The 13,915-nt window shown below is 65.3% G+C and carries 13 protein-coding genes; 8 read left to right on the forward strand and 5 right to left on the reverse strand.

Features of this window, described 5'->3' with window-relative positions; genetic code table 11:
- Positions 1-105: 105 nt before the first annotated feature.
- Entirely contained in the window at positions 106-2,013 is a 1,908-nt protein-coding gene (locus C8J33_RS11695) for an extracellular solute-binding protein (protein WP_132664301.1), read from the reverse strand.
- Positions 2,014-2,220: 207 nt separating this feature from the next.
- Here C8J33_RS11695 and mepA point away from each other — a divergent pair, with 207 nt between their 5' ends.
- From mepA to C8J33_RS11725, 6 genes are all read left to right on the forward strand, one after another.
- Positions 2,221-3,303, forward strand: a complete 1,083-nt coding sequence (mepA, locus tag C8J33_RS11700) for a penicillin-insensitive murein endopeptidase (protein WP_132664302.1) — start codon at positions 2,221-2,223, stop codon at positions 3,301-3,303.
- A gap of 74 nt (positions 3,304-3,377) precedes the next feature.
- Complete coding sequence (locus C8J33_RS11705; RefSeq protein WP_110800635.1) at positions 3,378-3,758, forward strand: methylglyoxal synthase; 381 nt, start codon at positions 3,378-3,380, stop codon at positions 3,756-3,758.
- Between the two features lie 221 nt (positions 3,759-3,979).
- Positions 3,980-5,005: a glucokinase gene (locus C8J33_RS11710; protein ID WP_132664303.1), complete on the forward strand. Its 1,026-nt coding sequence runs from the start codon at positions 3,980-3,982 to the stop codon at positions 5,003-5,005.
- A 100-nt stretch (positions 5,006-5,105) separates the two neighbouring features.
- Complete coding sequence (locus C8J33_RS11715) at positions 5,106-6,947, forward strand: ABC transporter ATP-binding protein (RefSeq protein ID WP_132664304.1); 1,842 nt, start codon at positions 5,106-5,108, stop codon at positions 6,945-6,947.
- Between the two features lie 24 nt (positions 6,948-6,971).
- Positions 6,972-7,793: a 4-hydroxy-tetrahydrodipicolinate reductase gene (gene dapB / locus C8J33_RS11720; RefSeq protein WP_132664305.1), complete on the forward strand. Its 822-nt coding sequence runs from the start codon at positions 6,972-6,974 to the stop codon at positions 7,791-7,793.
- A gap of 64 nt (positions 7,794-7,857) precedes the next feature.
- Positions 7,858-8,493 carry a 2,3-bisphosphoglycerate-dependent phosphoglycerate mutase gene (locus C8J33_RS11725; RefSeq protein ID WP_092931408.1) on the forward strand — a complete coding sequence of 212 codons (636 nt, stop codon included), beginning with the start codon at positions 7,858-7,860 and terminating at the stop codon, positions 8,491-8,493.
- Positions 8,494-8,524: 31 nt separating this feature from the next.
- Here C8J33_RS11725 and C8J33_RS11730 read toward each other — a convergent pair whose 3' ends face one another.
- Both C8J33_RS11730 and C8J33_RS11735 read right to left on the reverse strand, forming a co-directional pair.
- Positions 8,525-9,397, reverse strand: a complete 873-nt coding sequence (locus C8J33_RS11730) for a methylated-DNA--[protein]-cysteine S-methyltransferase (RefSeq protein WP_132664306.1) — start codon at positions 9,395-9,397, stop codon at positions 8,525-8,527.
- A 97-nt stretch (positions 9,398-9,494) separates the two neighbouring features.
- Positions 9,495-9,995 carry a DUF2244 domain-containing protein gene (locus C8J33_RS11735; protein WP_132664307.1) on the reverse strand — a complete coding sequence of 167 codons (501 nt, stop codon included), beginning with the start codon at positions 9,993-9,995 and terminating at the stop codon, positions 9,495-9,497.
- 85 nt (positions 9,996-10,080) lie between these two features.
- Between C8J33_RS11735 and nth the strand changes: the two genes are divergently transcribed.
- Positions 10,081-10,797 (forward strand): endonuclease III, encoded by a 717-nt coding sequence (nth, locus tag C8J33_RS11740; RefSeq protein ID WP_422038113.1) that lies wholly within the window; start codon positions 10,081-10,083, stop codon positions 10,795-10,797.
- Between the two features lie 3 nt (positions 10,798-10,800).
- On the opposite strand, the gene C8J33_RS11745 is transcribed toward nth, so the two are convergent.
- A complete protein-coding gene (locus C8J33_RS11745; RefSeq protein ID WP_132664309.1) occupies positions 10,801-12,012 on the reverse strand; it encodes an MFS transporter in 1,212 nt (403 codons plus the stop codon).
- A 249-nt stretch (positions 12,013-12,261) separates the two neighbouring features.
- Between C8J33_RS11745 and C8J33_RS11750 the strand changes: the two genes are divergently transcribed.
- Positions 12,262-13,254 (forward strand): adenosine kinase, encoded by a 993-nt coding sequence (locus C8J33_RS11750; RefSeq protein WP_110727594.1) that lies wholly within the window; start codon positions 12,262-12,264, stop codon positions 13,252-13,254.
- Positions 13,255-13,378: 124 nt separating this feature from the next.
- Here C8J33_RS11750 and C8J33_RS11755 read toward each other — a convergent pair whose 3' ends face one another.
- Positions 13,379-13,891 carry an SH3 domain-containing protein gene (locus C8J33_RS11755; protein ID WP_245507159.1) on the reverse strand — a complete coding sequence of 171 codons (513 nt, stop codon included), beginning with the start codon at positions 13,889-13,891 and terminating at the stop codon, positions 13,379-13,381.
- Between the last annotated feature and the right edge of the window lie 24 nt (positions 13,892-13,915).

Genomic DNA, 13,915 nt, shown 5'->3' on the forward strand with positions numbered 1-13,915 from the left:
TATCGTTCAACCCGGTTTTCCGATGTCCGATCAATGCGCTGACGTTCCCGTTCGTGATTCGCGGTCTGCCTTATGAAAAGCAGGCCAGTCTGACGTGCAAGGCTTTCATGGAGCTTTCGCGGCGGCCGACCACCAGATCGCGGGAAAGCCGACGGCATATTCCGGCAGATTTTCGGGATGCGTGAGATCTCGTGCGTAGGCGATCCGCATGTCGCGCGACGCATAGGTCGGAATGACGATCTGCTTGGCCAGCAGCACCCGGTCGAGCGCCTTCGTTGCGGCAACGAGGTCGTCGCGATCCTTCGCGAAGATCACCTTGCGGATCAGCGCATCGACACCGGGATCGGCAAGACCGGAATAATTCGCCGATCCTTCGCGCGTGGCGGCGGTCGTTCCCCAGAATTCCGTCTGCTCGTTGCCCGGGTTGAGGGTCTGTGCCCAGCCCAGGTAGATGGCGTCGAAGTCCTTCGACCGCCAGCGATTGGTGTATTGGGAGCTATCGACGGTGCGAACCCGTGCCTCGATCCCGATCTTTCGCAGGTTCTGGCTGAAGGGCAAGGCGACCCGTTCGATCGTCGTGCCGTCGAGCAGGATCTCGAATGTCAGCGGCTTGCCCGTCTTGGTCTCGATCATCCGGTTGCTCTTCAGCTCAAAGCCCGCTTCCTTCAGAAGGCCGATCGCCTTGCGCAGATTGTCCCGCAGCTTGGCGGGATCGCCGCCAACGGGATTCGTGTAGGGCTTGGTGAAAACGGTCGGCGGAACCTTGTCCTTCAGCTCCGTCAGGATCTCCAGCTCACGCCCTTCCGGAAGTCCTGATGACGCCAGTTCGGTCGGGAAGAAGAAGCTGTCGATGCGATTATACTCGTTGTAGAAGATCGTCCGCTTCAACTCCTCGAAATCGAAGGCGTAGTTGAGCGCCTCCCGCACCCTGACGTCCTTGAACGGTTCGCGCCGCAGGTTGAGAACGAACCCCACCATGACGCCGCTGTCCCGGCTGTCGTTCTCCAGCCGCTCGAGCTTGATCCGGCCGTCCTTGACCGCGGGAAAATCGTAGGATGTCGCCCAGCGGCGCGCGGAGTTCTCCCACCGGTAGTTCGCATTGCCCGAGCGAAAGGCCTCGAATGCGACGTCGAGGTCTGCAAAGTATGTGAAACTGATGGTTCCGAAGTTGTTCTGCCCCACATTGACGTTCAGGTTCCGGCCCCAGTAGTCGTCCCGCCGTTCGTAACGGACGGTCGAACCGGCTTTCATGGACGTCATCTTGTAGGGGCCGGAGCCCATGGGCATTTCGAGCGTCGTGCGCGCGATATCGCGTGGCCGCCCTTCCACGTCCTTTCCTTCCCACCAGTGTTTGGGCACGATGAGGAGGCTGCCGGCCACCTTCGGCAATTCCCGGTTTCCAACCTCGTCGAAGGAGAAGGTCACCTCCCGTTCGCCCGTCTTCTCCACCTTGGTGATATGGCCATAATAGGATGCTGCCTTGGGATCGAGCTCCTTGGCCTTGTCGAAACTGAAGATCACGTCCTCCGGCGTCACCGGCGTGCCGTCCGCCCATGTCGCTTCCGGCCGGAGACGGAATTTCGCCCAGGCAAAATCATCGGGAAAGGCGACGGCCTCGGCCAGCAGGCCGTAATCCGTGAGAACCTCGTCCATGGAGGGCTTCATCAGCGTTTCGAACACCAGGCCGACGGACATGCCGGAGGCGCTGGAAACGGGACCGACCACGCCTGCGGCCATCTCGCCTTTGGCCAGCACCGGGTTGAACGTGTCGAACGTGCCCATGGTGGCCAGCCGGACCTCGCCCCCCTTCGGCGCCTGCGCGTTCACATAGTCGAACTGCTTGAACCCTTGCGGATATTTCAGTTCGCCGACGGTCGACATGCCGTGGCGCCATTGGGGGTCCTGCGCCTGCACGGGACTTAAGAAGACGCAAGGAGCGAGGAAGGCGGCGGCGATGAGGCCTAGGGTGCCAAAGGTCAGTGCCGGTGTCGTCCTGCTCGTCTTCTGCCGCATGCGGTTCGTCTCCATGGTCGCGTTCGAAGCACACAATAGGCGAAATGCGGCCGATTGACAGGCGCGGCTCCGGGCAGGGCCTGAAATCCGCCTTCACATCGGCTTGACCGCAAGTCTGACACAAAGACCGTGTGAGAAAGATCCCTCTCTACGACCCCAAGCCTGAATACGCCCAAGCCCGATCATGACAGCACCGGACCGACCCGCATGACATCGTTTCTCGCAAGATCTTCGACCGGATGGGCGACCAGAGCGTTCATCGCGGCCGCTCTCATCCTGCCGCTCGGCCTCCAGCCCGCCCTTTCGGCAGAGCCGCAGCCGGCCAAGCAGCTGTTCGGCGGCATGACGCTTCCCAGCAGGACGGCGCCCGCCTCCTTCGGCTCCTACGCCAAGGGGTGCCTGTCCGGCGCAGTCGCGCTGCCGGCCGACGGGCCGACCTGGCAGGCCATGCGCCTCTCGCGCAACCGGCGCTGGGGTAATCCGCACATGATCATGTTTCTCGAGCGCTTCTCGCGCGATGCGGCCGAGATCGGCTGGGGATCGGGCATCCTGCTCGGCGATATCTCCCAGCCCCGCGGCGGGCCGATGCTGACCGGCCATGCCTCCCACCAGATCGGGCTCGATGCGGACATCTGGTTCCAGCCGAAGCCCGCGCGGGCGATGAGCGTGGCGGAACGCGAACAGAAGCCGTTCGTGTCCATGCTCGACAAGACCAAGTTCCTCACCGTCAACCCGGAGCGCTGGACGCCGACCCACGCGCGGCTGCTGATGCGGGCCGCGAGCGAACCGGAGGTCGACCGGGTGTTCGTCAACCCGGCGATCAAGAAGAAGCTGTGCGAGACCTGGACCGGCGACCGGACGGCGATGGGCAAGATCCGGCCGATCTACGGCCACGACGAGCATTTCCATATCCGCATCAAGTGCCCGGCCGATTCGCCCGGCTGCAAGCCGCAGGCGGCCGTGGCGCCCGGCGACGGCTGCGACAAATCGCTTGCCTGGTGGTTCACCCAGGAGCCCTGGGCGAAGCCCAAGCCCAACCCGGATGCAAAGCCGGTCAAGCCGCGCTTCGTCATGCTGTCCGATCTGCCGCAGGCCTGCAGCGGTGTGCTGGCCGCGCCATCCGCGTCGGAAGCCGCATCGACCTTCGGTGGCGCAGTTCCCGTCTCTGCGCCGGCGCCGGCCTCGGCCTTCGCCCCCGCCGCGCCCGACGCCATCATGCCACCCACCACGATTGACGATCCGTCCGTTCCCGTGCCCACGCGCCGTCCGGTTGCCGGCGGGGTACAGTGACGCGTCCGCACTTTCCTCTTGAATCGATTTAGGTTCCGGGAAATATGAGCGAAGAGGATGATGCGGAGGACGCAATGACGGCTCGCAAATGCATGGCGCTGATCGCGCATGACCTGAAGAAGCAGGACATGGCGGAATTCGCCAAGGCCCACGAGAGCGTGCTGGCGGACTGGCGGATCGTCGCCACCGGCACCACGGGCGGTCGCGTGCAGGAGGCCTGCCCCGGCCTCGACGTAACGCGGCTGAAAAGCGGGCCGCTCGGCGGCGACCAGCAGATCGGCGCGCTGATCGCCACCGGCGATGTCGATCTCCTCATCTTCTTCATCGATCCGCTGACGGCGCTGCCGCACGATGTCGATGTAAAGGCCCTGACGCGGCTGGCGACTGTCTACGACATTCCCATGGCGCTGAACCGCGCGACGGCCGAGCGCCTGGTGGATTTCCGGCCGCTCTGAGCACCGGGCGCCGTTACAGTTTGTCAGGGATAAGTGGAATCCGGTTATCCCGAAGAGACAAACGACGACAAAGGAATCGAGAGTCTGGCTGGTTCAGAATGAACCTGACAGACTCTCGTCTCGACTTTTGCACTGGAGCGATTCGGCAAAACATGCGAAGCGCTTTCCGCCCGCTGATCCCGGTCGCCCGATACCATTAGCCCGATCCCTCAGGAGGTTTCATGTCCGCGTCTGCAGAAACGGTTCCCGGTCTCGCCTTTCCCATCCTGATCGGCGATATCGGCGGCACCAATGCCCGTTTCGCGCTGCTGAACGACGAGATCTCGGAGCCGGTGGTGTTTCCCGTGGTGCCGACCGGGGGCTATCCGAGCATTCAGGCAGCCCTGGAAACCAGCATTCTCCAGCAAGCAACCGTTCGTCCGCGCTCGGCCATCATCGCGGTTGCAGCCCCGGTCAAGGGCGACGAGATCCCGCTGACCAATGCCGGCTGGGTCATCACGCCGGCCGACATGATCGCGACGCTCGGCCTGTCGGACGTCATCGTTCTCAACGATTTCGAGGCGCAGGCGCTGGCGGTGGCCGCCATTGCCAAGACCGACTGCGCGCAGATCGGCACCGGCGAGCCGCTGGAAAGCGCCTCCTGCGCCGTTCTTGGCCCCGGCACGGGCCTCGGCGTGGCCGGTCTTCTGCACACGCACGCCACTTACTTCCCGGTGCCCGGCGAGGGCGGCCATGTGGATATCGGCCCGCGCACGCCGCGCGATACCGCCATCTGGCCGCATCTGGAGACGATCGAGGGCCGGATTTCGGCCGAGCAGCTGCTCTGCGGCCGCGGCATCGTCAATATCTACCAGGCGCTCTGCCACACCGACGGGCTGACGCCCGAACACACCGACCCGGCCGAGGTGACGTCGGCTGCCCTTGCCGGCACCGACGCGGCCTGCATTGAGACGCTGTCGCTCTTTGCCGGCTATCTCGGCCGGGTGGCGGGCGACATGGCGCTGATCTTCATGGCGCGGGGTGGCGTCTATCTCGCCGGCGGCATATCGCAGAAGATCCTGCCGGCGTTGCAGCAGCCGGAATTCCGCGCCGCCTTCGAGGACAAGGCGCCGCATTCGGCGCTGATGCGCTCGATCCCGACCTATGTGGTCACCCATCCTTTCGCAGCCCTTGCCGGCCTTGCGGCCTTTGCGCAGACCCCGGCCCGCTTCGGCGTGGCCACCACCGGGCGTCACTGGAAGGCCTGACCGGAACCGAAAAGGGCCGAGACTCGCCAAACGGCTCCGGAGGCACTATAGAGCGCGGCGCAAGCATCCGATAAGGACCGCCCGGTCAGGGAAAGAGCTTTTGAAAGATCAGAAGAAGAAGCACACGCCAGTGGACGCCGAGACGATCACCAGCGTGCTCAAGCGGGTCGCACGGGAGAACGGGCGGGCACATATCAAGGGCTATCTGTTCGCCATCGCCTGCCTCGCGCTGGTCGCAGCCTCCACGGCGTTCACGGCCTGGATCATGGAAGCCGTGGTCAACGAGGCCTTCGCCAACAAGCGCGCCGACATGGTGCTCATCATCTGCGCCGCCATCTTCGTCGCCTTCGTCGTGCGCGGCTTCGCCACCTACGGGCAGGCGGTTGCTTTGTCGAAGATCGGCAACAATATCGTCGCCAGCTATCAGCGCCGGCTGTATTCGCATCTGATGGCACTCAGCGTCGGCTATTTCACCGATGCCCGCTCGGCCCGCATTTCCGCCAAGATCAGCCAGAACGTGTCGGGCATCCGCGACGTGCTCAACATGACGGTCACCTCGATCGCGCGCGATCTGCTGACGCTGATCGCGCTGATCGGCGTCATGCTCGGCAAGGACTGGGTGCTGACGATCATCGTCTTCCTCATCGCGCCGCCGCTGCTGATCGGCCTTCGCTACGTGTCGCGCCGGCTGCGCAACGCGACGCGCGAATCGGTCGAGATCAACAGCCACGTGCTCGGCGCCATGCAGGAGACGATCCAGGGGATCACGATCGTCAAGGCCTTCACCATGGAGGAGCAGCTGAAGGGCAAGGTCGAGGCGATCATCCAGCGGGCGGAAAACCGCGCGAACCGCATCGCCCGCCTCTCCGAGCGCACAGCGCCGATGACCGAGACCTTTGCGGGCTTCGCGATCGCCAGCGTTCTCGGCTATGCCGCGTTCCGCTCGATCTACGACAATGTGCCACCCGGCGCCTTCTTCTCCTTCGTCACCGCCCTGCTGATGGCCTACGATCCGGCCCGTCGGCTGGCGCGCCTGCAGGTGTCGCTGGAGCGTGCCGCCGTCAACGCGCGGATGATCTACGAGGTGCTCGACACGGTGCCGCACCAGCGCGACCAGCCGGATGCGAAGGCGCTGGAAGTGTCCTCTGCGACGATCACCTTCAACAATGTCCATTTCGCCTATGGCAATGGCGACGCGATCCTGAAGGGCGTCAGCTTCGTTGCCGAAGGCGGCAAGACCACCGCGCTGGTCGGCCCCTCCGGCGCCGGCAAATCGACCGTCATCAGCCTCATTCCGCGCTTTTACGATCCCTCCGTCGGCGAGATCCTGATCGACGGTCAGGACATCGCCCACATCACCAAGCTGTCGCTGCGCAACGGCCTCGCCTATGTCTCGCAGCAGCCTTATCTCTTCGAAGGCTCGATCGGCGACAACATCCGCTACGGCCGGCCGGAGGCGACCGACGAAGAGGTGTACGAGGCGGCACGGCTCGCCTATGCGCACGACTTCATTCTCGCCCAGCCGCAGGGCTACGACACGCCGGTCGGCGAAAACGGCGTGACCCTGTCGGGCGGCCAGCGCCAGCGGCTCTCCATCGCCCGCGCGCTCGTGCGGCGCGCGCCCATCCTGCTTCTGGACGAGGCGACGTCCTCGCTTGACACCGAATCGGAATCCGCCGTTCAGAAGGCGCTGGACCATGCCATGGACGGCCGGACCGTCGTGGTGATCGCGCACCGGCTCTCCACCATCGTCAATGCCGACAAGATCATCGTCATGCGCGATGGCCTAGTGGTCGAGGAAGGCTCGCATACGGAGCTTGCGGATCGCAAGGACGGGCTTTACGCTCGCCTTCACAATCTCCAGGGCAGCCAGCCGGCCGCCACCATCGAAGATCTGGTCGCCGGCGAAGATCTGGTCGACAGCACGGAAAAGACGCCATGAGCCTTACGATATGAGCCCCACCGCATGAGCAATCCGGATATGAAACTCGTCGTCGTGGGCGCGGCGGGCCGCATGGGCCAGACGCTGATCCGCACGATCCACGCCATGCCGGGCGTCACCCTGTCGGCCGCCGTCGAGCGCTCCGGCTCGGCCTTTATCGGGCGGGATGCCGGCGAAATCGCGGGCCTCGGACCGACCGGTATCCTCGTCACGGACGATCCGCTGCGCGCCTTCGTCGAGGCCGAAGGCGTCCTCGATTTCACGGCACCAGCTGCCAGCGTCGAGTTTTCCGGGCTCGCCGCACAGGCCCGCATCGTCCACGTCGTCGGCACGACCGGATGCTCGCCCGCCGACGAAGCGCGGTTCGAGGCGGCTGCCCGGCACGCGCGCGTGGTCAAATCCGGCAATATGAGCCTCGGCGTCAATCTGCTCGGCGTTCTCGTGCAACAGGCCGCCCGTGCCCTGCCCGCCGCCGGATGGGATCTCGAGATCCTCGAAATGCACCACAAGCACAAAGTGGACGCGCCGTCCGGCACGGCGCTGCTTCTGGGCGAAGCGGCCGCGCGCGGCCGCGGCGTCGACCTTCAAAGCCAGTCCGTGCGCGTGCGCGACGGCCATACCGGGCCGCGGCCCGAGGGCACAATCGGCTTTGCGACACTGCGCGGCGGCTCGGTCATCGGCGAACACTCGGTCATCCTCGCCGGCGAAGGCGAGAGCGTGACGCTGTCTCATTCCGCGACCGACCGCTCGATCTTCGCACGCGGCGCCGTGACGGCAGCCCTCTGGGCGCGGTCGCAGAAGCCCGGTTACTATTCCATGCTGGACGTGCTGGGGCTGACGGCCTGAGCCTTTCGCCTCCCTTCGTCTGCCCTTTTGCCCGACTGAAACACACAATGAGGAATGAACGATCATGAGCGGCACTCTTGTCCTGGTGCGTCACGGCCAGAGCGAATGGAACCTGAAGAACCTCTTCACCGGCTGGAAGGACCCCGACCTGACCCCGCTCGGGATCGAGGAAGCCGAAACCGGCGGCAAGGCGCTCGCCGCCACCGGCCTCAAATACGACATCGCCTTCACCTCCGACCTGACGCGCGCGCAGAAGACGCTGAAGATCATTCTCGACGCCGTCGGCCAGCCCGAGCTTGAGACGATCCGCGATCAGGCGCTCAACGAGCGCGACTATGGCGACCTCTCCGGCCTCAACAAAGACGATGCGCGCGCCAAGTGGGGCGAGGAGCAGGTGCATATCTGGCGCCGCTCCTACGACGTGCCCCCTCCGGGCGGCGAAAGCCTGCGCGACACGGGCGCTCGCGTCTGGCCCTACTACCTCACCGAAATCCTGCCGCGCGTGCTCAAGGGCCAGACGGTCCTCGTCGCCGCCCACGGCAATTCGTTGCGCGCACTGGTCATGGTGCTCGACCGCCTGACCAAGGAAGAGATCCTGAAGCTCAACCTCGCAACCGGCGTCCCCATGGTCTACACGCTCAACGCCGATTCGACCGTCGCGTCGAAAGAGGTTCTGGGCGACATGTCCGGCGCGCACTGACGCCCGCCTGAAAAATGCTGGCGGGGATGGATCAGACCTTCCCCGCCTCCCAGCCGAGCATGGCGCGCTTGCGCGTCAGGCCCCAGTGGTAGCCGGTGAGCGCGCCACTCTTTCCGAGGGCGCGGTGGCAGGGGACGACGAAGGAGATGGGGTTGCGGCCGATGGCGGCGCCCACGGCCCGTGACGCCTTGGGCTGGCCGATGCGGCCGGCGATCGCCGAATAGGTTTCGGCCCGTCCCATGGGAATGTCGAGCAGAGCCTGCCAGACCCGCACCTGAAAATCCGAGCCGATCAGCACGACCCGCAGCGGCTGCTCGGCCTCCCAGCGCTCGGCCTCGAAAATGCGCGCGGCATAAGGTGTCGTGGCCACGATGTCCTCGACATAGGTCGCGTTCGGCCAGCGCCCGGCCATGTCGGCAAAACTTTCCCGCTCCTGCCCCGCATCGTTAAAGGCGAGACCGGCAAGACCGCGCTCCGTGACCATGATCAGCGCCGTGCCGAAGGGCGACGGGTGGAAGCCGTAGCGGATGGTCAGGCCCCCGCCCCGCAGCTTCCATTCGCCGGGCGACATCGCCTCATGCGTCACGAACAGGTCGTGCAGGCGCCCCGGGCCGGACAGTCCGAGTTCAAAGCTTGCCTCCAGAAGCGGCAGGCCTTCCTGGCCCAGCAGGCGCTTGGCATGGTCGAGCGTCACGGCCTGCAGGAAGGCTTTCGGCGAGAGGCCCGCCCAGCGGGTAAACGTGCGCTGGAGATGCGTCGGCGATTGTCCGAGCCGCGCGGCGATGTCTTCGAGACCCGGCTGATCGCGGTAATCGTCGGTCAGCAGCTCCACCACGCGGCAGACGGTTTCGTAGTCGGTGCCCTCGGGCGTGATCTCCGTCGTCAGGCGCGGCATGATCGTCATCCTCGTCTCCTTCTTCGCCCTTTGATCGGCGGCGCGCACGAAAGCGCTTGGCCGAGATCATCACATCCAGGCCGCTGCCGCCACCCGATTTCCGATCTCATCCCCGCCGCTTCACCGTCGCCAGTGCGCCGGAAAAGGCGGTGGCGAAGGTCTCACGGTCGTCGCGATTGAGGAAGGAGCCGATATCGGTCGCGCGCACCCGATCGCGGACATGCATGGAGACGATGCCGATCTCGTCGTGACGGGCGACATCGAAGCGGGTCCAGAACGGGTTGAACCGGTGTTCGGTCATGCGGCCGCTGGCGGTGAACTTGCGCACCGCGACATCGTCCCTGGAAATGCTGACCTCCTCGCGCATTCGGGCCGAGCGGTTGTTGAGCCAGAAGGCGCCGAAGAGGCCCACAAAATCCAGCCCGAAGAAGAACACGACGGGCCACGCACCGATGACGAGGAACACGAAGACATGGACAAGGCTCATCAGCGCGGCGATGAGGAAGACGACGCGCAAGCCCTTGGTGCCGAGCGAGCGATAGGGTGTCAGCTCGGCGGCGAAAACCGGCTTGTCAGCAGTGCGCATGTCGGCGTTGCCATCGTTCATGGCACGCCAGTATAGAGAAGACATGAAAGAGCCGAAACCGAAATCCGTAAAGCTTGCGGCCCTCCAGCCAGCGTCAAAGCCGCGCATGTCCAAAGCGACGGCAAAGCCGCGCAAGCCGAAGAGTGCCTATTCCACCGAGGAGGTCGAGGAAATCTTCCGCCGCTTCTCCGTGCAGCGGCCGGAGCCGAAGGGCGAGCTGAACTACGTCAACCCGTTCACGCTGGTCGTCGCGGTGGCGCTGTCGGCACAGGCGACGGATGTGGGGGTCAACAAGGCGACGAAGGCGCTCTTTGCCATCGCGGATACGCCGGAGAAGATGCTGGCGCTCGGCGAGGATGCGGTGCGCGAGCATATCCGCACCATCGGGCTCTATCGCAACAAGGCGAAGAACGTCATCGCGCTCAGCCGCATGCTGGTCGAGGATTTCGACGGGGAGGTGCCGCGCGACCGGGACGAACTGGTGAAACTGCCCGGCGTCGGGCGCAAGACTGCCAATGTCGTGCTCTCCATGGCCTTCGGTCAGGCGACGATCGCGGTGGACACGCACATCTTCCGCATCGCCAACCGCATCGGCCTTGCGCCCGGCAAGACGCCGGATCAGGTGGAGGATCACCTCGTCCGGGTCATCCCCAACCATTACCTCTACCACGCGCATCACTGGCTGATCCTGCACGGGCGCTACACCTGCAAGGCGCGCCGTCCCGAATGCGAGCACTGTATCATCGCGGATCTCTGCAAGGCGGCGGAGAAGACGAACACCATCCCGGCGCCGCTGGTCGCGCTGCCGCCGCAGGTGTTCTGACTCTTAGCGCCGCTCGGTGAGGCTGTAGAGCAGGGCTGCGGCCGGCAGGGCGAAGCCGAGGAGCGAGGCGCCCCACCAGCCGTAATGCGCGTAGAGCCAGGCACCGGCTGCCGAGCCCACCGCGCCGCCGAGGAACGACGTCGCCATGTAGAGGCCGTTCAGCCGGCTGCGATGCGCGTCGCCAAGCACGTAGATCGCCCGCTGCCCGAGCACGAGGGTCGTGGACACCGCGAAATCGAGACCGAAGGCAGCAAGCGTCAGCACGACGAGCGCGACCGTCGAGCCTTGCGGGGCGAGATGCGTGACGAGGAAGGCACAGGCACCGCCGACCAGCGCGATGCGGGTCGCCGCAAAGCTCAAGCCCCTGTCGGCAAGGCGCCCGGCAATGGGGGCTGCCAGCGCGCCGGCCGCACCCGCAAGCGCGAACAAGGCGATGCCGACCTGCGATAGGCCGAAGGCCGGGCTTGCCAGCAGCAGCGGCGTCACCGTCCAGAAGACGCTGAAGGCCGCGAACATGCAGCCCTGATAGGCCGCACGACGGCGCAGCACGGGTTGCGTCGCAAACAGCCGCGGCAGCGAGCCGATCAGCGCGCCGTAGCCAAGCCGGGACGCCGGCATGCGGCGCGGCAGGACGCGGGCGAGAAAGACCGCAAGGCCGGTCATTGCAAGCGCCGAGAGCACGAAGACCATGTGCCACGGCAGGAAGGCCGCAATGAAGCTCGAGACCGGGCGGGCGAGCATGATGCCGACCATCAGGCCGCTCATGACGTTGCCGACCGCGCGTCCGCGCTCTGCCGCCGGCACCATCTGCGCCGCATAGGGAACGATGATCTGCACGGCCACGCAGCAGAGCCCGATGGCGAAGGCTGCCGCCAGAAAGGCCGCAGCCTGCGTCAACAGGCCGGCCGACAGCACGGCGAGGATCGACAGGCCGAGCATCATGAGGATCAGCTTGCGGTTTTCGAAGAGATCGCCCAGCGGCACGATCAGCAACAGCCCGAGGCCATAGCCGAGCTGCGTCAGCATGACGATCAGCCCTGCCGCGTCCGGCGACAGGCCGAGCGAGGCACCGATGGGCCCGACGAGCGGCTGGGCGTAATAGAGGTTCGCGACGATGAGGCCACAGGCCGCCGCGAGAACGAGGTTCAGGCGCGCCGAAAGTCCGGTCGCCTCCGGTTCTCCCGTCACGTCTGGCTCCGATATCGTGGCCGTCATGAACGCTCTCCGTTTTCCCAGGCGCATTTTGAAAAGGCCCTTCTCCCGAGAGCCTGCTCCCGCGACCCAAAGGTGGCATCCCGCGGGAGGCAAGCGATCGATATGCCACGCCTGCCCTACCGTCCGCAACGCGGCATTTGCACGCGGAAAGCACCGCGCATGCGACAGCGAAGGCCGATAAGATCTTCCAAAGCGCGAGAATTCGCGTAAGACCGAACCCCGGCCACAGAGTTTTTCCAGGCGGGGTTCATGACCACATTCGACGTCCTCACGATCGGCAATGCCATTGTCGATATTATCGCACGCTGCGAAGAGCGGTTTCTGACCGACAACGGCATCATCAAGAGCGCGATGAACCTCATCGATGCCGAGCGCGCCGAGCTTCTCTATTCGCGCATGGGCCCGGCGCTCGAAGCCTCCGGCGGCAGCGCCGGCAATACGGCAGCCGGCATTGCGAGCCTTGGCGGCAAGGCTGCCTATTTCGGCAAGATCGCCAACGACCAGCTGGGCGAGATCTTCACCCACGACATCCAGGCGCAGGGCGTGCATTTCCGCACGCAGCCGCTCGACACCTTTCCGCCGACGGCACGCTCGATGATCTTCGTGACCGAGGATGGCGAGCGCTCCATGAACACCTATCTCGGCGCCTGCGTCGAGCTCGGCCCGGAAGACGTCGAACCGGATGTCGTCGCCAATGCCGCCGTCACCTATTTCGAGGGCTATCTCTGGGATCCGCCGCGCGCCAAGGAAGCCATCCGCGACGCGGCGCGCATCGCGCATGCGAACGGCCGGGAGGTCTCCATGACCCTGTCCGACAGTTTTTGCGTCAACCGTTACCGCGCCGAATTCCTGGAGCTGATGACGAGCGGCACGGTGGATATCGTGTTCGCCAACCGGGCCGAGGCGCTGGCGCTCTACGAGACGGAGGATTTCTCCGACGCGCTGAGCCGGCTCTCGCGGGACTGCCGCCTGGCGGCGGTGACGATGAGCGAGGAAGGCTCGATCATTGTGCGGGGCGAGGAGCGGATCAAGATCGAGGCGACCAAGGTCTCGCGCGTCGTGGATACGACGGGTGCCGGCGATCTCTATGCCGCGGGCTTCCTGTTCGGCTACACCGCGGGCAAGCCGCTCGACATCTGCGGCAAGCTCGGGAGCCTTGCCGCCGGCATCGTGATCGAGCAGATCGGCCCCCGCCCGATGCTGTCGCTGAAGGACGCGGCCGCCAAAGCGGGCCTGCTGTAGCGGTTGAGAACACTCCGGCGGGTGATACGGCTTCCGGTTGATCAGACCGGAAACCGTATTCCGGCCAGAGATTTTCGATGGTTCTTGTTTCCTGTTCGCGGAACGCGATCAGCCGGAAACCGTATTACTTGAACGCCTCGCCGGGGTAGGCGCCCCAGATCTCGGTCTGGACGATCCAGCCTTCCGCCCCTTGCGCTTCGGCCTTGCACCATTCGCCGGTGCACTGGCCGATGTGCAGCATCACGCCCGGCTCGATGCGGGCGACGATGTTGGCGTTCGATTGCGGCTCGCGGCGCATGTTGACCAGCACGCCCTGCCCCTTGCCGCGCATCCACGGGGCGGCAAGCGCCGTGCGGGCGCCGGAAAGAAGCGCCTGATTGACCCAGCCTTCGGTGCCGTCGGCATCGCGCACGCGCCGCCAGTTGTCGTATTCCTGGATGATCTCGACCGGCACGCCGGTTTTCAGGTAGCGCCACGAGACGGCATAATCGACGCTCGGGCCGACGCGCAGGTTGACGCTCTTCGATTTCAGGCTGACGAAACGCGGCAGCGGCAGGCCGCTCGCCCCCTTGGCCGCCTGCGCCCATGCCGGGTCGGCGACACCGGATATGGTGAAGGCCGCAAGGAGCGCGGCCATGAGGCCACGCCTCGCATTCACACT

Origin of the sequence: Rhizobium sp. PP-CC-3G-465 (genome assembly GCF_004343445.1) — a bacterium.
GTDB lineage: Bacteria > Pseudomonadota > Alphaproteobacteria > Rhizobiales > Rhizobiaceae > Ferranicluibacter > Ferranicluibacter rubi.